This is a genomic window from Citrobacter werkmanii (genome assembly GCF_008693645.1).
In the GTDB taxonomy this organism is placed as follows: domain Bacteria; phylum Pseudomonadota; class Gammaproteobacteria; order Enterobacterales; family Enterobacteriaceae; genus Citrobacter; species Citrobacter werkmanii.
On record NZ_CP044101.1, the window covers coordinates 2,098,440 to 2,116,732 of the forward strand.

The 18,293-nt window shown below is 53.5% G+C and carries 19 protein-coding genes; 11 read left to right on the top strand and 8 right to left on the bottom strand.

Annotated elements, in window-relative coordinates; translation table 11 throughout:
* The first annotated feature begins 25 nt into the window (after positions 1 to 25).
* Complete coding sequence (locus FOB24_RS10600) at positions 26 to 862, top strand: nucleoside-specific channel-forming Tsx family protein (protein ID WP_069323282.1); 837 nt, start codon at positions 26 to 28, stop codon at positions 860 to 862.
* Between the two features lie 42 nt (positions 863 to 904).
* Here the strand turns inward: FOB24_RS10600 and FOB24_RS10605 are convergent, their stop codons facing one another.
* From FOB24_RS10605 to dsbA, 4 genes are all read right to left on the bottom strand, one after another.
* Positions 905 to 1,591, bottom strand: coding sequence for a Crp/Fnr family transcriptional regulator (locus FOB24_RS10605; RefSeq protein ID WP_038639506.1), 687 nt, complete (start codon positions 1,589 to 1,591; stop codon positions 905 to 907).
* A gap of 107 nt (positions 1,592 to 1,698) precedes the next feature.
* On the bottom strand, positions 1,699 to 1,992 hold the full coding sequence (cbpM, locus tag FOB24_RS10610; RefSeq protein ID WP_038639509.1) for a chaperone modulator CbpM: 294 nt from the start codon (positions 1,990 to 1,992) through the stop codon (positions 1,699 to 1,701).
* Positions 1,992 to 2,912, bottom strand: a complete 921-nt coding sequence (cbpA, locus tag FOB24_RS10615; protein ID WP_085048559.1) for a curved DNA-binding protein — start codon at positions 2,910 to 2,912, stop codon at positions 1,992 to 1,994. The genes cbpM and cbpA overlap by 1 nt, the downstream gene beginning before the upstream one ends.
* A 206-nt stretch (positions 2,913 to 3,118) precedes the next feature.
* On the bottom strand, positions 3,119 to 3,742 hold the full coding sequence (dsbA, locus tag FOB24_RS10620; RefSeq protein WP_038643102.1) for a thiol:disulfide interchange protein DsbA: 624 nt from the start codon (positions 3,740 to 3,742) through the stop codon (positions 3,119 to 3,121).
* A gap of 420 nt (positions 3,743 to 4,162) precedes the next feature.
* On the opposite strand from dsbA, the gene FOB24_RS10625 reads away from it, so the two are divergent.
* From FOB24_RS10625 to agp, 7 genes are all read left to right on the top strand, one after another.
* Positions 4,163 to 4,525: a copper resistance protein gene (locus tag FOB24_RS10625; protein WP_150344882.1), complete on the top strand. Its 363-nt coding sequence runs from the start codon at positions 4,163 to 4,165 to the stop codon at positions 4,523 to 4,525.
* A gap of 48 nt (positions 4,526 to 4,573) precedes the next feature.
* Entirely contained in the window at positions 4,574 to 6,454 is a 1,881-nt protein-coding gene (locus FOB24_RS10630; RefSeq protein ID WP_150344883.1) for a protein-disulfide reductase DsbD family protein, read from the top strand.
* The gene (locus FOB24_RS10635; RefSeq protein ID WP_150344884.1) at positions 6,451 to 7,074 is read left to right on the top strand and encodes a DsbA family protein; all 624 of its coding nucleotides are present in this window, start codon (positions 6,451 to 6,453) and stop codon (positions 7,072 to 7,074) included. Before FOB24_RS10630 ends, FOB24_RS10635 begins: the two co-directional genes overlap by 4 nt.
* Positions 7,064 to 7,570, top strand: coding sequence for a protein disulfide oxidoreductase (locus FOB24_RS10640; RefSeq protein WP_150344885.1), 507 nt, complete (start codon positions 7,064 to 7,066; stop codon positions 7,568 to 7,570). The genes FOB24_RS10635 and FOB24_RS10640 overlap by 11 nt, the downstream gene beginning before the upstream one ends.
* Positions 7,571 to 7,706: 136 nt before the next feature.
* A complete protein-coding gene (locus FOB24_RS10645) occupies positions 7,707 to 8,462 on the top strand; it encodes a sulfite exporter TauE/SafE family protein (RefSeq protein ID WP_150344886.1) in 756 nt (251 codons plus the stop codon).
* A 68-nt stretch (positions 8,463 to 8,530) separates the two neighbouring features.
* Entirely contained in the window at positions 8,531 to 9,238 is a 708-nt protein-coding gene (locus tag FOB24_RS10650) for an ArsR/SmtB family transcription factor (RefSeq protein ID WP_137347915.1), read from the top strand.
* 87 nt (positions 9,239 to 9,325) lie between these two features.
* Entirely contained in the window at positions 9,326 to 10,567 is a 1,242-nt protein-coding gene (gene agp / locus FOB24_RS10655; protein WP_038639533.1) for a bifunctional glucose-1-phosphatase/inositol phosphatase, read from the top strand.
* A 38-nt stretch (positions 10,568 to 10,605) separates the two neighbouring features.
* Here the strand turns inward: agp and FOB24_RS10660 are convergent, their stop codons facing one another.
* Together FOB24_RS10660 and wrbA are read right to left on the bottom strand one after the other, a co-directional pair.
* Positions 10,606 to 10,833 carry a YccJ family protein gene (locus FOB24_RS10660; RefSeq protein ID WP_038639537.1) on the bottom strand — a complete coding sequence of 76 codons (228 nt, stop codon included), beginning with the start codon at positions 10,831 to 10,833 and terminating at the stop codon, positions 10,606 to 10,608.
* Positions 10,834 to 10,853: 20 nt separating this feature from the next.
* Complete coding sequence (gene wrbA, locus FOB24_RS10665; RefSeq protein ID WP_003036019.1) at positions 10,854 to 11,450, bottom strand: NAD(P)H:quinone oxidoreductase; 597 nt, start codon at positions 11,448 to 11,450, stop codon at positions 10,854 to 10,856.
* A gap of 386 nt (positions 11,451 to 11,836) precedes the next feature.
* Between wrbA and FOB24_RS10670 the strand changes: the two genes are divergently transcribed.
* The 3 genes from FOB24_RS10670 (at position 11,837) to rutR (ending at position 13,784) form a co-directional block, all read left to right on the top strand.
* Positions 11,837 to 12,010: a con-10 family general stress protein gene (locus tag FOB24_RS10670; protein ID WP_003036022.1), complete on the top strand. Its 174-nt coding sequence runs from the start codon at positions 11,837 to 11,839 to the stop codon at positions 12,008 to 12,010.
* A gap of 162 nt (positions 12,011 to 12,172) precedes the next feature.
* The gene (locus FOB24_RS10675) at positions 12,173 to 13,087 is read left to right on the top strand and encodes a DMT family transporter (RefSeq protein ID WP_150344887.1); all 915 of its coding nucleotides are present in this window, start codon (positions 12,173 to 12,175) and stop codon (positions 13,085 to 13,087) included.
* A 58-nt stretch (positions 13,088 to 13,145) separates the two neighbouring features.
* Entirely contained in the window at positions 13,146 to 13,784 is a 639-nt protein-coding gene (rutR, locus tag FOB24_RS10680; protein WP_038639547.1) for an HTH-type transcriptional regulator RutR, read from the top strand.
* Here rutR and FOB24_RS10685 read toward each other — a convergent pair.
* Both FOB24_RS10685 and putA read right to left on the bottom strand, forming a co-directional pair.
* Positions 13,781 to 14,176, bottom strand: coding sequence for a lysozyme inhibitor LprI family protein (locus FOB24_RS10685; RefSeq protein ID WP_085048551.1), 396 nt, complete (start codon positions 14,174 to 14,176; stop codon positions 13,781 to 13,783). The genes rutR and FOB24_RS10685 overlap by 4 nt on opposite strands.
* 58 nt (positions 14,177 to 14,234) lie before the next feature.
* Positions 14,235 to 18,197 carry a trifunctional transcriptional regulator/proline dehydrogenase/L-glutamate gamma-semialdehyde dehydrogenase gene (gene putA / locus FOB24_RS10690; protein ID WP_150344888.1) on the bottom strand — a complete coding sequence of 1,321 codons (3,963 nt, stop codon included), beginning with the start codon at positions 18,195 to 18,197 and terminating at the stop codon, positions 14,235 to 14,237.
* Positions 18,198 to 18,293: the final 96 nt, after the last annotated feature.

The window sequence follows — 18,293 nt, forward strand, 5'->3', positions numbered from 1 at the left end:
ACAACCTTACTCAAAGGAATTGAAAATGCTGAAGAAAAATATATCAATGCTTAAAAAAACAGTTCTGGGTACTGTATTTGCTATCAGCTGCACGCAAGCACTTGCGGCTGATTATACTGATGGCAATATTCGCAAAAATGATTTTAACTGGATGCAATTGAATTTAATGCAAAGTGTGGATGCGAAAGTACCGTATGGTATTCGTAATGACACCTATCTGGAACTGGAGTTCGGTGCACGTTCCGGGATTATCGACCTGTATGGTTATGTCGATTTTTTTGATATTTTAGACAGCAAGCAGGACGACCGTCACGGTGGCGATAACTTCTTCGCCAAGATTTCCCCGCGGTTTTCCCTGGATGCTATTTTTAATAAAGATTTATCCGTGGGGCCGTTTAACGAATTCTATATCGCGACGGTGAATAACATTGGCGATCGGGAATTGTTTGAGCATTACGTTGGTTTAGGTACGGATGTTAAGGTTCCATGGTTTGGTATGATGGGAATGAACATCTATGCACACTACGTTCGTGAAAACTACGGCGCGGATAACGAAGGTAAGTGGGATGGTTACATGTTCTCGACCAACTGGTCGACGCCGTTCTATACCTTCGCCAACGGCAGTTATCTCAATTATCAGGGATACTTTGACTATCAGTTTGCCGCTAACAAGATAGCTAACCAGCCGCTATACAGTAATAACGCGATTGAATGGTATAACGGCATTTACTGGCATTCAGAGCACTACGCGGTAGGTTATGGATTGAAGTATTTCCGCAATATGGCATTGATGGAAAACCATGGTGGAGCAGGGCGCACCACCGGTCTTGGTCACTATTTCAATCTCACCTATAAGTTCTGATAGCGACCCGACGGCACACCAACACTCAGAATGGTTGGTGTGTCAGTCAATGATGTCGTTGCCGAGAAATTGGCGTAAACCTTCCAGATCCTTAATTTCCAGACCTTGTTTCGTGCGCGTTACCAGCCCGGCATCCGTCAACGCTTTTACCGCCCGTCGATATACCCTGTCGGTGGTGCCGAATCGCTCCGCTTCCTGATATTTTTTATGAAAACCATCCATCGGTTGCTTGTTCTGATGCTGGCGATACAGGTCGTACGCGACGTTGTGTACGATCGGGTAGAGCATCCGGTGCAGGAAAATTTCTAACATATCCTGATAGTCAACGGCCATCGCGCTGGCGAAAAATATCGCCAGTCTGGGGTGTTGGTTCAGCGCCTCTTCCAGGCGTTCACAGCTACACACCGCAACGGTCAGCGGCTCTTCGGCTACGATATCCAGTTGGCAGCGGTAACCGGTAAAAAACTCCATTTCTCCAAACAGTTGCTCATCACATTCCATTGCGCCCAGTTGAAAACGGCGCCCATTCTCAGCGCTGTAGCGCAAAGAAATTCTGCCCGACTGCACCATAATCAGGCGATCAACAATTTGTCCCTGGCGATAGAGATATTCATCTTCCTGGATAATCTGGGTTTCAGAGAGCAACTCCAGGAATATTTTCTCGATTAAGGCATCATCCTGCTGCCAGATATTGTGAAAACGACCTTTGGTAAGGGGTTTTAGCTGCATGGCCTAACGTCTTATGGTTTGAGATATTTCTTTTTCTGACTGTATGCCATCTGTTGAGTAATGTCATTAAACGTGAGCAGGGCCAGCGCGATGCTGACCCCGACGTATTAAGGATGGCTGATAAAGCGAGACAGGCGTTGGCGCAACACGCGGTTTTCCTGACGCAACTGCGCGTTCTCTTCTAACAATGTCAGCGCAACGGCGATTCCCGGCCAGTCAAGCTCCAGCTCCTGGCGCAGGCGCATTGCGCGTCGCATTACGGTCAGGGCATGATCGTCAAAGGTCTCGTCTTCATGGGGTTCAATCACCCCTAAGCCGACAATCTCATGCAGTTCCTCTTCTGATACACCGGTGTACAGACAAAATTCGGTAATGCTAAAGGTGACGGTGACGTTAGCCATTATGCTTTCCCCCACTCTTTGCGCGGATCAAAGGTCTTTTGTGCATCTGCCAGCTGTTGCCACAGGGTGGCTGTGTTGTCGTCAGGTTTCGGCGGCATCACGATTTTGATCACCGCGTACAAATCGCCGGTATGTTTTTTACTCACCAGACCTTTGCCTTTAATGCGTAACCGCTGCCCGGCCTGACTGCCTGCAGGGATGGTTAACAGGATGCTTTCTTTCAGCGTAGGTACGGTCACTTTCGCGCCCAAAGCGGCTTCCCACGGTGCTACGGGAACGACAACTTCCAGATCCTGATTGACGATATCAAACAGTGGGTGCGGTGCGATATGAATCACCAACCACAAATCACCGTTCGGCCCTCCGTTTTCACCAGGGGTACCCTGGCCTTTCAAACGGATACGCTGACCGTTGCCCACGCCTGCCGGGATTTTCACGTTCAGTGTTTTGGGAATTTCCCGTTCAACCATGCCGAAGGCATTGTAAACCGGCAGGTTGTAACTGATAGTGCGGCTGTGCTCAGTGAGCGTTTCTTCGAGGAATACGGCAACTTCAATTTCAATATCATGTCCGCGACTGGCATGGCGCTGTCGCGTGTGGTGTGCATGCTGACCAAAAATGGAGGAGAAAATATCGTCGAAATCTTCGGCGCTGTAGTTTTGATTCTCTCCTTGCTGGAATTGACGGTTGAACTGAGGGTCGTTGCGGTGCTGCCACAACTGGTCGTACTCGGCGCGTCGCTGTTCATCACTCAGTACTTCCCAGGCTTCAGCGACCTCTTTGAACCGGGCCTCTGCGTCAGGCTCTTTGCTGACATCAGGATGGTATTTACGGGCGAGTCGACGATAGGCGGTCTTGATTGTCTTGAGATCGTCTGTCGGTTTCACGCCCATAATGGCGTAATAATCCTTTAATTCCATAGCGTTCTCTCGTGTAAATCAACACTTGCAGAAGGTGAACCCTGACAAAAGGTGTCACCGCTAAGTTTAGGGTAATCCTGATAACGGCGAATGCCAACCGGGAAGAAAGGATATCGGTATAAACGATGCTGTCGTCGCACCACCAACAGCGCGTTGCAAGGTGGTGGCGTCTGTTGTGTGGTGCGAATAGTCGGATTAGCGAAATATCAGGATTTGGTCATCAGGAAGCGGACCGTGTCTGCATAGTTCTGTACGAAAGAATTAAGGTCATCTGATTTCAGTCCCTTCGGATTGATCATATATTTACCGTTAATAAAAATGGCAGGTACACCTTTTAAATCCACAGCTTTAGCCATTTCCTGTTGTTTGGCGGTGAGTGATTTCACGGCAAAGCTATTCCACGCAGCATCATAATCGCTGGCGCTGACGCCGGCGTTGATAAATACGTTACGAATATCGTCTGCTGTCTTAATCGTTTGTTTTTTCTGCACGGCATCAAAAAGCAATGGTTTCACTTTGTCCTGCACGTTCAGGAGAATGGCGACTGACCATGCATGCGTCATGTCTTGCCCCAAAGGGCCTAAAAAATCGACGTGATACTCGGTGAGTTTGACATCAGCAGGCAGAACTTTTTTTACGTTATCAGTCACTTTAAACACTTCATCATATTGATAGCATGAAGGGCAGTAAAACGAGAAAAACTTCAGCGCTGCCGGTGCTGTAGCGACGGGTTTTTCCAGTGAGATAAATTCTTTGCCGTCGGTAAATGTTGCGGCCTGAGCGCTGACTGTGAAAAGTAATCCAATCAGGGGTAATAAATATTTTTTCATTTCCATATACTCTAAATAACATTTATTAAACATGTTGTTCTTGAAATGAACGGGTGTCCATTACGTTATGCTATAATACGATACTCACATTGAAAATGTGCTGAACCTTACTTTCATTTACGCATCAATACATGGCAGTACATTCGAAGTGTCTTTTTTCTGCTGGTGTTAAATATTATCGGGTACCCTTTATAAATGATGAATAATAACTGGTGTAACATTTTAAGGGGGTATTTAATCCGCAATGTTATATTGTAATAAGTAATGCTGAAAATATGATGAATAATCATTTCACATATAGCGTTTTTATTGCGCGAGGGCGTGTATGACCTTCAAATAACAGGACATAACTTTACAGCGCAAAGGTTGCTAAAACCTGGCGAGTGGTTAAGATAACCCGCATCAATCAGTGAGGGTAGAATGGCGAAACGTCAACGGCTGGGATGGTGGTTCCTCTGTCTGGCATGTGTTGTGGTGATGGTTTGCACCGCGCAACGCATGGCGGGCCTGCACGCGTTGCAGATGAACACCGTTGCCACCAGCGTTGTCACAAGCGAACAAGCGCAACCTGATGAGGCTGCCCCGGTTACCCCTTGTGAACTGAGCGCGAAGTCGTTACTGGCTGCGCCGCCGGTACTGTTTGAGGGCATTATTCTGACTCTGTGTCTGCTGCTGTCGCTACTGGCACCAGTGCGGGCGTTTCGTTTACCTTTTTTCCCACCGCGAGCCATCTCGCCGCCCACTCTCAGGGTACATCTCCGATTTTGCGTCTTCCGTGAATGACAGAACAGCCGTTGCTGACTGTTAGATAATTATTCACGGAGAAAAACTATGATGACTGTTTTCAGGCAGGCGCTGCTCTGTCTGTTATTACTCTGGCTGCCCGTATCCTGGGCGGCTGACCCCGGCTGGCTACGTTCACCCGATAACGATCACGCCAGCGTGCGATTACGCGCCGATACCTCAGCCGCCGGTGAAACCCGTTTGCTGCTGGATGTTAAACTGGAAGATGGCTGGAAAACCTACTGGCGTTCGCCGGGTGAGGGGGGCGTTGCGCCGTCTATCGCCTGGAAGGGCGAAATGCCGACGGTCGACTGGTTCTGGCCAACCCCTGCGCGTTTTGAGGTCGCCAATATCACCACCCAGGGGTATCACGATCGGGTGACGTTCCCGATGATGGTGCGCGGCAGATCGCCCGCCACGCTTAGCGGCGTGTTGACACTATCCACCTGTAGCAACGTTTGCCTGTTGACGGATTTTCCTTTTTCCGTGACGCCCACCGCCGAGGATCCGACTTTTGCGCATGACTATGCTCAGGCGATGGGGCAGATCCCGCTCGCCAGTGGCCTGACTGATTCTCTTCATGCCGGGGCGCGTGCTGGAGAACTGGTCGTTGAGGCGCAGCGCGCCGGAGGCTGGACTGCGCCAGGGCTGTATCTGGATGCCGTAGATGATGCGGATTTTGGTATGCCGCAAATCCAGGTTGACGGGGAAACGCTACGCGCCACGGTACCTGTCCATGATGGCTGGGGGGAAGGCGCGCCGGATCTGCGCGGTAAGTCGGTCACGCTGGTTTTGGCTGATAATGGCGTGGCGCAGGAAAGCCGTCTTGCGATTGGCGAAGCGCCAGCCATCGATAACGCTTCGCTTCCGCTGTGGCAGGTGGCGCTAATGGCGTTACTGGGCGGGTTGATTCTCAACCTGATGCCCTGCGTGTTACCGGTGCTGGGTATGAAGCTGGGTTCGATTTTACTGGTTGAGGAAAAAAGCCGCCGCCAGATTCGCCGTCAATTCCTCGCATCGGTAGCCGGAATACTGGTCTCCTTTATGGCGCTGGCGCTATTGATGACGGTACTGCGGTTAACCAATCAGGCGCTTGGCTGGGGGATCCAGTTCCAGAATCCGTGGTTCATCGGTGTCATGGTACTGGTGATGCTGACGTTCAGCGCCAGCCTGTTTGGGTGGTTTGAGTTCCGCTTGCCTTCAGCGATGACCACCACGCTGGCGACACATGGCGGCAACGGCCTGGCGGGACATTTCTGGCAAGGCGCATTTGCGACCCTGCTCGCCACGCCATGCAGCGCCCCGTTTCTGGGCACGGCTGTGGCGGTGGCGCTGACGGCCTCATTGCCGACGCTGTGGGGACTGTTTATCGCGCTAGGTCTGGGGATGAGCCTGCCGTGGCTGCTGGTGGCCCTGCGTCCCGGTCTGGCGCTGCGCCTGCCGCGACCGGGGCGCTGGATGAATATCCTGCGGCGTTTGCTTGGCGTGATGATGCTGGGTTCGGCTATCTGGCTTGCGACATTGCTGCTCCCGCATTTAGGGCTGGCAGGGCAAAGTAGCGCTAAAGAGAGCGTGAACTGGCAACCGCTTAGCGAGCAGGCGATTGAAGAGGCGCTGGCGCAACACAAGCGTGTGTTTATTGACGTCACGGCGGACTGGTGTATTACCTGTAAGGTAAATAAATACAACGTCTTGCATAAAGATGACGTCCAGGCCGCGCTGCAGCAGCCGGATGTTGTGGCGCTGCGCGGCGACTGGACCCTCCCTTCTGAAACCATCACCGAATTTTTGAAAAAACGCGGCCAGGTTGCTGTGCCGTATAACCAAATTTATGGCCCCGGTCTGCCGGAAGGTCAGGCGTTGCCAACGTTGTTAACCCGCGATGCGGTACTGCAAATGTTGAATGATGCTAAAGGAGTCACCCCATGAAGATGATGATTGTTCTGTTGTTAAGCCTGTTTTCCGCCGTCAGCGTGGCGAAAGAGCCTGCGCCATTTACCCCGGAGCAGGAAAAACAAATCGAAGCGCTTATTCAGGAAGCCCTGTTTAACGATCCCAACAGCCCACGAATTGGTGCAAAGCAGGCGAAACTGACGCTGATAAACTTTACCGATTACAACTGTCCATACTGCAAACAGCTCGATCCGATGCTGGAGAAAATTGTGCAGAAATACCCTGACGTGGCGGTGGTCATTAAACCGCTGCCATTTAAAGGGAAAAGTTCGGAACTGGCGGCGCGGACCGTGCTGACTACCTGGCATCAGCATCCGCAACAGTTTCTGGCGCTGCATGAAAAGCTGATGCAGAAGAAGGGCTATCATACTGACGTGAGTATCAAGCAGGCCCAGGAAAAAGCGGGTGCCACTCCGGTGACGCTGGACGCGCAAAGCGCTGAAACCCTGAGTACGAATCTGCAACTGGCGCGACTGGTCGGGGTGCAAGGTACTCCTGCAACGATTATTGGCGATGAACTCATTCCGGGCGCAGTACCATGGGAAACGCTTGAGGAAGTCGTAAAAGAAAAACTGGCGGCAGCCAATGGTCAGTAAGCTACGCCGCTGGCTGCGCGAAGGGGTGATCTTACTGGCGTTGTTGGCCGGTGTGATGCTGCTGATGGATGCCTGGCGTGCCCCGCAGCTCCCTGCCTCTTTTGACAGCACACCTTTACAAACGCTGGATGGTGAAACCGTCACGCTGGCGGCGCTGAGTCAACACGAGCCAGTATTGCTCTATTTCTGGGCCAGCTGGTGCGGCGTGTGTCGCTTCACGACGCCGGAAGTCGCCAGGCTACGTTCGCAAGGGGAAAACGTGATGACCATTGCGCTACGCTCCGGCAATGAAGCTGAGGTATCCCGCTGGCTGTCGCGAAAAGGCGTGGACTTTCCGGTCATCAATGATGCAAACGGGGCAATTTCCCGCAGTTGGGCAATCAGCGTCACGCCCACGCTGGTGGTAATGTCGCAAGGCCGGGTGGTGTCTACAACCAGCGGCTGGACCAGCTACTGGGGCATGAAGCTTCGGTTGTGGTGGGCGAAAATGTTCTAATATTTGTGCCGGGGAACCCCGGCATTTTTTTATGCTGCCGCCGCTAAAACGGGAGGACATATTTCGTTGTCTGGCGAAGCAAGCAGAGTGATTGATGTTCAGAATGAGTCACCTTCTCTTTGCAGGAAAGTGCAATATGACGAGTTCTGTAGCGTTTGGACCTTCTCTGGTAATGATGATTGCCGCCACATTTGTCCTCGCCGGCATGGTGAAAGGGGTCACCGGTATGGGGTTACCCACCGTGGCGATGGGGATCCTCGGATCGCTTATTTCGCCGGTTGCCGCGGCGGCAATGCTGCTCTTACCCTCGCTTATAAGTAATTTGTTCCAGTTTGGCGGCGGCGGTAATACACGCAGATTGCTCAAACGGCTGTGGCCAATGCTGTTGACGGTAGTGGTGGCGACCCTGCTTGCCAGCGCCTGGATTACCGGCGGCGACACGGCCCGTACCCAGTTTGCGCTCGGCGTAGCGCTGGTGGCTTACGCCATCTGGACGTTGGCGGGTAAGACGATCGCGGTGGCCGCGCACCGTGAAAAAACATACTCCCTTGTTGTTGGATTCGTTACCGGCTTGCTGACCGGCGGAACCGGCGTATTTGTGATGCCTGCGGTGCCCTGGATCCAATCCCTGGGTTTTGAGAAAGATGAACTGGTGCAGGCGCTGGGGATCTCTTTCACATTTTCAACGCTGGCGCTGGCGCTCGGACTGTGGTGGCATAATGCGCTGCCCGCACAGTCGCTGAGCTTATCGGCGTTGGCCATTGTGCCTGCGCTGATTGGTCAGTGGATGGGGACTCGTGTGCGACGGGTTATATCTCCGCTGGTGTTTAAACGCAGTTTTCTGTTGTGTTTGCTTGGACTGGGTGTAGAGATGATGGTGCGTGCGGCGTGACCCTTCGGTGACTTTCGCGCGTTTTCATGGCATCGTTAATTCAGATATTTAGCGCCAACGAGGTCACTATGGCATCCGTGATGTTAAAGGAAGAAGAGGGCGAGCTGGAGTCGCGCATGGCGCTCACTGCGGCAGTCATGGCCGATAAATCGCGCTCGCGTATGCTGTGTGCGCTGATGGATGGCCGCGCCTGGACCGCGACCGAACTTAGCGCCGTAGCGGATGTATCCGCTTCGACCGCCAGCGCGCATCTGGCGCGTTTGTGCGAACAACATTTTGTGGTGGCGCTCGCTCAGGGAAGGCATCGTTATTTTCGCCTCGCAAGCGCGGAGATTGCTGAACTGCTGGAACGACTGATGGGGGTGGCGTGGGCGACATCTCCCCCTCGAAAAATCACCACGCCCCTAAGTTTGCGGCATGCCCGCACCTGCTACGACCATCTCGCCGGAGAAGTGGCGGTGAGACTGTTTGACACGTTCGTTTCCCGTCAGTGGTTAACGCCGGATGGTGAAACGCTAACTGAACTCGGGCAGGAAAAACTGACGGAAATGGGGATCGTCCTCTTTACCGGCTCGTCACGGCGGAAATTAGCCTGCGGTTGTCTGGACTGGAGTGAGCGACGTTACCATCCTGGCGGCGTGCTTGGCGCAACGCTGTTACGTTGGTTTACCGAACAAAAGTGGATTAAAACGCAGACCGGTAGTCGCCATGTCACCTTTACCCCACCAGGGATCCGTAAACTCAATAGCGAGTTCGGTATTAAAACAACACGGTAGATGCCCTGTTTTGCGAAAGCGTTCCCGGAAAAATGTCCTGTTTCTGTCACACTCTGTTGTGATTGATAACAACAAGAGGTCGTAGGGATGAATAAATCGTTAATCGCCGCAGCCGTGGCAGGGGCTGTATTAGTGTCAGGCGCCGCGTACGCGCAGACCGCGCCGGAAGGCTACCAGCTTCAGCAAGTATTGATGATGAGTCGGCATAACTTACGTGCACCTTTAGCCAATAACGGCAGCGTTCTTGAGCAGTCCACGCCTAAACAATGGCCGGAATGGGATGTTCCTGGCGGGCAACTCACCACCAAAGGCGGCGTGCTGGAAGTCTATATGGGTCACTACATGCGTGAGTGGCTGGCAGAGCAAGGGATGGTAAAAACGGGCGAATGTCCGGCTCCGGACACGGTCTATACCTATGCGAATAGCCTACAGCGTACGGTTGCTACGGCGCAGTTCTTTGTCACCGGCGCATTCCCGGGGTGCGATGTTCCAGTTCATCATCAGGAAAAAATGGGCACTATGGATCCCACCTTTAACCCGGTGATCACCGATGATTCTGCCGCCTTCAGCCAGCAGGCTGTCCAGGCGATGGAAAAAGAGCGCAGCAAAATGCAGCTCAGCGACAGCTATCAATTGCTTGAGCAAATGACAGACTACAAAGACTCGCCATCCTGCAAAGAAAAACAGCAGTGTTCCCTGACCGACGCCAAAGATACGTTTAGCGCCAAATACCAGCAGGAGCCGGGGGTGTCAGGACCATTAAAGGTGGGGAACTCGCTGGTCGATGCTTTCACGCTGCAATATTACGAAGGATTCCCGATGGACCAGGTCGCCTGGGGGGAAATTAAGTCCGATCAACAGTGGAAGGTGCTGTCGAAGCTGAAAAATGGCTATCAGGACAGCCTGTTCACCTCGCCGGAAGTGGCGCAGAACGTCGCCAAACCGCTGGTGAAATATATTGATAATGCGCTGGTCACCGAACGCATGAAAGCACCGAAAATAACCGTGCTGGTGGGGCATGACTCAAACATTGCTTCGCTGCTCACCGCGCTGGATTTCAAACCGTACCAGCTTCACGATCAGAACGAGCGTACGCCGATCGGCGGGAAGATTGTCTTCCAGCGCTGGCATGACAGCAAGGCGAATCGTGATCTGATGAAAATCGAATATGTCTATCAAAGCTCGCAGCAGTTGCGTAATGCGGATGTTCTGACGCTGAAATCCCCGGCGCAGCGCGTGACGCTGGAGCTGAAAGGGTGTCCGGTAGATGCGAACGGCTTTTGCCCAATCGATAAGTTCGATAGCGTGTTGAATGAGGCGGCGAAGTAAAAGAAAAACTCCCCCGTGCGAGCGGGGGAGTCAGAGCGCTAGACGTTTTTGCGTTCGATAGTCTGTTCACCCCAAAAGAGCGAATCTTTGTCTGTTTTCTCAAAGGCTTTGATGAGCACCTCATCGCTACCTTCTTCCCAAATTTTTTCCGCCAGTTTCTCGTCATAATGCGCGACTTCAAAAATGGCTTCGGCTATTTCCGGCGATGTATTGCGCAGACTTGCCCATTCACCGACGTGATGGGCTTTCGCTTCTTGAGTTGGCATTCGAATCCTCCTGTTGAAGATTAGCCGTTGAGTTTTACTGCCAGACCTGCGACATATTCACCCTGATAGCGGGCGATAGACAACTCTTCCTGACTTGGCTGACGGGAGCCGTCGCCTCCGGCGATAGTGGTTGCGCCGTAAGGCGTACCGCCGCGAACCTGTGAGACATCAAACAGCTCTTGCGCTGCGTAGCCGATCGGCACAATCACCATCCCATGATGGGCAAGCGTCGTCCAGGTTGAGGTAATGGTTTGTTCCTGACCGCCGCCGGTCCCCGTTGAGCTGAATACGCTGGCGAGTTTGCCGTACAGCGCGCCGGAAGCCCACAGCCCGCCGGTCTGGTCAAGGAAAGTACGCATCTGGCCGGACATATTGCCAAAGCGTGTGGGGGTACCAAAAATGATGGCATCGTAATCAGCCAGTTCTTGCGGGGTGGCGACTGGTGCATTTTGTGTTTTACCGCCCGCCTTGAGGAAAATCTCAGGCTGCATGGTTTCCGGTACACGCTTAATGATGACTTCCGCGCCGTCTACCTTATTCGCGCCTTCTGCAACTGCATGGGCCATAGTTTCAATGTGTCCGTACATGGAATAATAAAGCACCAGAACTTTTGCCATTTTACACTACTCCTCGAGTTAACCGTGTCCGTAGCGATTCGCTACCTACCTATAAAGATATGACGTACTGTCAGGAGTGCAAATTTCACAAACACTTCTTTGATTTATAACAATTTTTATAACATCCTCTTTTGTTGCAAAATGATACATATTTAACCGCGCGATATTTGTTAGTCATAAGAAAGGCTTATTGATTTCTTCTTGTTATTATTTTGATCATGCAGCGGATCCTGTTGCAGGATATTACAGTTTGCTGGTCAACAGGCCGGTCTTCGCTAAGCTTAATTCCACGCAGTGAAAACAAGGGCCTCGCCCAGACGCTGCGTTGAGGTATCACTCCTCAGTACCTATGCAATATGATGTCTAATCAATGACGGAGGTCAGTAATGGCAAACCATCGAGGCGGTTCCGGTAACTTTGCGGAAGACCGCGAAAGAGCATCAGAAGCAGGTCGAAAAGGTGGCCAGCATAGCGGGGGCAACTTCAAGAATGACCCGCAACGCGCTTCAGAAGCAGGCAAGAAAGGGGGCAAAAATAGCCACGGCAACAATAAATCGTAATTATTGCATTGCCTGTTAGTTATGTCGTGACGGTCTCGTGTTTCATCTTAGCCGTCACGAAGCCACCGCCGCCGGGAGCATCCGGCGGTTTTTTTTGTCAGCAAGGTTGAACTGTAACAAAACGCAACGCAGACTAATGACATTCTGTTAATCGGGTGTCTCATGTCTTTACTTTCTCGTTATTCCTTTTCTGTTAAACCTCAGGAGGCGATCCTCATTGTGATCACCATGTTCTGGGGTGGAACGTTTTTGGCGGTGCAATATGCCGTTACTTTGAGCGGGCCCTTTTTCTTTGTCGGTGTGCGTTTTGCTACTGCCGCGCTGGCCGTTGCGCTTCTGTCGTGGCGAACGCTGCATAAGCTGACCTGGCTGGAGTTTAAAGCTGGCGTGGCGATCGGCATTGCGATAGCGCTGGGCTATAGCCTGCAAACCTGGGGCTTGCAGTTTATTCCCAGCAGTAAATCGGCGTTTATTACCGCGATGTACGTACCGCTGGTGCCGCTGTTGCAATGGCTGTGCCTGGGGCGTATGCCTGGCCTGATGCCGTGTGTCGGGATTGTACTGGCCTTTATCGGGTTGATTTTTCTTGCCGGACCGGGGGGAAATTTACTGGCGCTGGGTGAAGGTGAGTGGATCACGCTCGCGGGCGCGGTGGCGATTGCGGCAGAAATTATTCTGATTAGCGCGTGGGCGGGAAAAGTAGATGTGCGTCGGGTAACGGTGGTGCAACTGGCAACCGCTTCTGTGGCGGCGTTTATTGCCATGGCCCCGGCAGGAGAGTCTGTACCGCCGATGTCGACAGGATTGCTGGTGGTCGCGCTGGGATTAGGAATTTTTAGCGCGATTATTCAGGTCACCATGAACTGGGCGCAGCGCAGCGTTTCGCCGACGCGGGCGACGGTCATCTACACCGGAGAGCCGGTGTGGGCGGGGATCTTTGGTCGTCTGGCGGGTGAACGCCTACCGCTACTGGCTTTGTTAGGCGCAGCATTCATTATTGTTGGCGTGCTGGTCAGCGAACTGAAGTTCAAGGAGAAAAAAGCGCAGCCGCAGGCGGCGCCTCCTGAATCGCTTTAATTTAACCATTCACCGTGTGATTTGGTATGCTGACGCCCTCACAAGAAGGAGAGGGCGCATGGTCCAACGCGCAGAGAAAAAAAACGGTAAACGCTCGCAGGCCGTCAGTGCAAAACGTCAGGCTATTTTAACCGCGGCATTAAATATCTTCTCCCAATATGGGATCCATGGTACGCGTCTGGAACAGGTAGCAGAGCAGGCGGGGGTGTCAAAAACGAATCTGCTCTATTACTACCCGTCAAAAGAGGTGCTCTATATTGCCGTTTTACGGCAAATCCTCGACATCTGGCTGGCACCGCTAAAGGCGTTTCGCGAAGACTTTGCGCCGCTGGTGGCCATTAAAGAATATATTCGCCTGAAGCTGGAAGTGTCGCGCGATTACCCGCAGGCTTCCCGGTTATTCTGCATGGAGATGCTGGCGGGCGCGCCATTGTTGATGGCTGAATTAACGGGCGATCTTAAAACGCTGATTGATGAGAAATCGGCGTTGATTGCCGGATGGGTCAGCAGTGGGAAACTGGCTCCTGTCGATCCGCACCATCTGATTTTCATGATTTGGGCTTCAACACAGCATTATGCAGACTTTGCCCCACAGGTAGAGGCGGTAACGGGCGCAACGCTGCGTGATGAAGCCTTTTTTAACCAGACCGTTGAGAGCGTACAGCGGATGATTATCGAAGGGATCCGCGTGCGTTAGCTGGCAGGCGGTAGCGGACAGCTTAAATCGCCTTCTTCACACTGTAGAAGCGAGGCGAGAAACGCTTCGCGCTCGTTGGTCTTATCCGTTAAACACTGGCTGGAAATCATCGCCTGGGCGCTTCCGCCTTCGGTACCGGAACTGATTAACGCACAGTCTGCATCGCGCAGGGTTATCCACGAAGTTTGCGCTTTTTTCAGTAAATCGCGCTGGGTCGGGGCGGCGCGCTTCAGCGCATTCTGATACGTTTCATTAAGTTTGGCGTCGGCCGCTTTAAACTGCTCTGCCGCACAGGTGTTCATTTCAGCTTGATTATTCGCGTTGGCGCAGTCATCTGCCAGCGCCTGGCCGCTCAGCAGCAGCGCTGCACATGTCAGTAAAATTCGTTTCATGTTTCCCTCTGACTTTATAAAAAAGGCCCCGTTACCGGAGCCTTAATTAACCACAACCTTAGCCGATTGTCATCAGGCTGGCGTTGCCTCCGGCGGCGGCGGTATTGACGCTCAGGGAGCGTTCAATATACAGCCTTTCAAGCAGGATATTGCTTTCGCCGCGGGCAAAGCCCTGAACCGACACAATCGCTCCTTCACGGGCCGCCACCGCTTCACACAGCGCGCGAAGCTGATCGGAATCGCCATGGAAAATCACGGCATCAAACGGCTGCATGGCGATGTTGTCCGCTTTGGCAAACTGAATCCGCCCGGAGACTGCAACTGGCAGACGTTTTGCCAGTTCACGATGGAACGCATCATCCGGCCACAGGATCAAGCTTCCCACCGAAGTCACAGCGGCAACCTGCACCAGCGCATCCTGCTCGTCATCAGCGATACACAGTACGCGCTCGCGCGGTAACAGCGTCCAGGTATTGCGCTCGCCGGTTGGTCCTGGCAGCAGACGTTGCGTTCCGGCCTGCGCCAGTTCACCAAACTGCTGGCAAAGCGCACGCAGCGACGGACGATCGGCGGCCCATTCGGTGAGTGCTTCCAGCGGTTGCACGAGAGCCGCTTTGAGCTGCGCATCGACAGGATAGTCTGCATCCTGACGGGCAAGCGTAATGCCCAGCGCATTCTCCGGGCGATTAGCCAGCAGGCGGTACAGGTACAGCGGTCCACCTGCTTTTGGTCCGGTTCCTGACAAGCCTTCGCCACCGAATGGTTGCACCCCGACGACGGCGCCAACCATATTACGGTTAACGTACAGGTTCCCCACATGTGCAGATCCCGTGACCTGAGCGATGGTTTCATCGATACGGGTGTGGACGCCCAGCGTCAGGCCGTAGCCGGAGGCATTAATTTGTTCAATCAGGCTGCCCAGATTGTTACGGGTGTAACGCACGACATGCAGTACCGGACCGAACACCTCTTTTTGTAATTCATCGAAGCTTTCCAGCTCGATAAGCGTCGGAGCGATAAAGGTACCGGTTTGCCATTCCCGCGCATCGTCACTGTTCTCACGCACGGCCTGGAATACCGGACGTCCTTTGGCGCGCATGGCCTGAATATGGCGCTCAATATTGGCTTTGGCTTCTTCATCGATAACCGGCCCAATATCGGTAGTCAGGCGACCCGGATTACCCATGCGGCATTCCGCCATCGCCCCGCGCAGCATTTTCAGCGTGTGGTCGGCAATATCATCCTGCAGACACAGGACGCGCAGCGCGGAGCAGCGCTGTCCGGCACTGTCAAAAGCAGAAGCCAACACGTCGACCACCACCTGTTCCGTTAACGCTGAGGAGTCGACGATCATCGCGTTCATGCCACCGGTTTCGGCGATAAGTGGGATTGGACGGCCCTGAGCATCAAGGCGGGTCGCAATATTGCGTTGCAACAGCGTGGCGACTTCCGTCGAGCCGGTAAACATCACGCCGCGTACGCGCTCATCGGAAGTGAGCTGCGCCCCGACGGTTTCGCCCTGGCCTGGCAGCAGTTGTACCACGCCTGGCGGTACGCCCGCTTCGAGTAAAATAGCGATACCCTGGGCGGCAATCAGCGGGGTTTGTTCCGCTGGTTTTGCCAGTACGCTGTTGCCTGCGGCCAGCGCGGCGGCAATCTGTCCGCTGAAAATGGCCAGCGGGAAGTTCCACGGGCTGATACAAACTACCGGGCCTAACGGACGGTGGGTTTCATTATCGAAGTCATCGCGTACCTGGCCTGCATAATAGTGCAAGAAGTCTACCGCTTCGCGCACTTCTGCAATGGCGTTGCTGAAGGTTTTACCCGCTTCGCGTACCAGAATGCCAATTAATTGCTGCATCTGGCCTTCCATCAGAACGGCAGCGCGATGCAAAATAGCGGCGCGCTCTTGTGGCGGCGTCGCAAACCAGATTGGCGCATTATTGACGGCGTTTTGTAATGCCTGTTCCACTTCGCTGTGAGTCGCTTCACGCACGTAGCCGACAATGTCTTTTGGCTCGGCCGGGTTAACGACCGGCGTCATTTCACCGTCAGCAACCGGCTGCTCGAGAATCGGTTTGGCATGCCATTTTTGCAGCGCGCTATTGAGCAGGGCAGAGGACAGCGAGGCCAGACGATGTTCGTTAGCCAAATCCAGTCCGCCTGAGTTTTCCCGGCCTTTACCGTACAGGTCGCGCGGCAGGGGAATCTTCGGATGCGGTAAACCTGTCTGGCCTTCCTGTTGCGCCAGTTTTTCCACAGCTTCGACCGGATCAGCAACCAGTTCGTCCAGCGGCAAAGTGGTGTCAGCAATGCGGTTGACGAACGAGGTGTTGGCGCCGTTTTCCAGCAGACGACGCACCAGGTACGCCAGCAGGGTTTCGTGTGTACCTACCGGCGCATAAATACGGCATGGACGGTTCAGTTTGCCATCCGCGACTTTGCCCGTAACCTGCTCGTACAGGGGTTCGCCCATACCGTGCAGGCACTGGAACTCATACTGACCAGGATAATAGTTTTGCCCCGCTAACTGATAAATCGCCGCCAGCGTGTGGGCGTTATGGGTGGCGAACTGCGGGTAGATCAGATTCGGTACGGCCAGCAGTTTTTTCGCACAGGCCAGATAGGAAACGTCGGTATACACCTTACGGGTATAAACCGGATAGCCTTCCAGACCGTCCATTTGCGCACGTTTGATTTCGCTATCCCAGTATGCGCCTTTAACCAGACGGATCATCAGGCGGCGGCGACTGCGGGTGGCGAGATCGATCAGATAGTCGATAACAAATGGGCAGCGCTTCTGGTAGGCCTGGATAACAAAGCCGATACCGTTCCAGCCCGCCAGTTCGGGTTCGAAGCACAGTTTTTCCAGCAGATCGAGGGAGATCTCCAGTCGGTCAGCCTCTTCGGCGTCGATATTAATACCGATGTCGTACTGACGGGCCAGCAGTGTTAACGATTTCAGGCGCGGATAGAGTTCATCCATCACGCGGTCATATTGCGCGCGGCTATAGCGCGGGTGCAGCGCCGACAGCTTAATAGAGATACCGGGCCCTTCATAAATGCCGCGTCCGTTAGACGCTTTACCAATGGCGTGGATCGCCTGCTGGTAAGAAACCAGATAAGCCTGAGCATCAGCGGCGGTTAGCGCCGCTTCGCCCAGCATGTCGTAGGAGTAGCGGAAACCTTTTTCTTCCAGTTTACGTGCGTTAGCCAGCGCTTCGGCGATGGTTTCTCCGGTGACGAACTGTTCGCCCATCAGGCGCATCGCCATGTCGACGCCTTTACGCACTAAAGGTTCGCCGCTCTTGCCGATAATACGGTTGAGCGAGCGGGAGAGGCTGGCTTCGTTATGCGTAGAAACCAGACGACCGGTAAACAACAGTCCCCAGGTCGCCGCGTTAACGAACAGAGACGGGCTACGCCCAATGTGCGACTGCCAGTTACCGTTGCTGATTTTGTCGCGGATCAACGCATCGCGGGTTGCCTTATCGGGAATACGCAGCAGGGCTTCCGCCAGACACATCAGCGCCACGCCTTCCTGCGAAGAAAGGGAGAACTCCTGCAATAAACCTTGTACCATTCCGGCGCGACCGCTGGCGGTCTTCTGGTTACGCAGTTTGTCGGCCAGATCGTACGCCAGCTTATGCGCCTGCTCGGCGATGGGTTGCGGCAGACGTGCCTGCTCCATCAGCATTGGCACGGCGTCGGTTTCGGCGCGGCGGTACGCGGCGGTGATTGCCGCACGGGAAACGGACTGCGGCAGAATTTGTTCGGCAAATTCCAGAAAAGGCTGATGCGTTTCATTCTGCGGCGTGGTTGACTCCTCGCCCTCATTCGCCGCGCCTGCCAGCAGTGCCGGCAGTTCAGGAAGCGCATCGTCATTTTCCAGTCTTTCAAGATAATTAAAGATGGCTTGTTTAATCAGCCAATGCGGTGTGCGATCGATTCGTGATGCGGCTGTTTTAATACGCTCGCGAGTGGCGTCATCCAGCTTAACCCCCATCGTGGTGGTTCCCATGCCGTTTACTCCTGTTGTACTGAAATACGGGTCTGATAGTTACCGAGAAATATCCACTATGTTGCAACTTTGTGCAACCGTGTTAAATGTGACGTG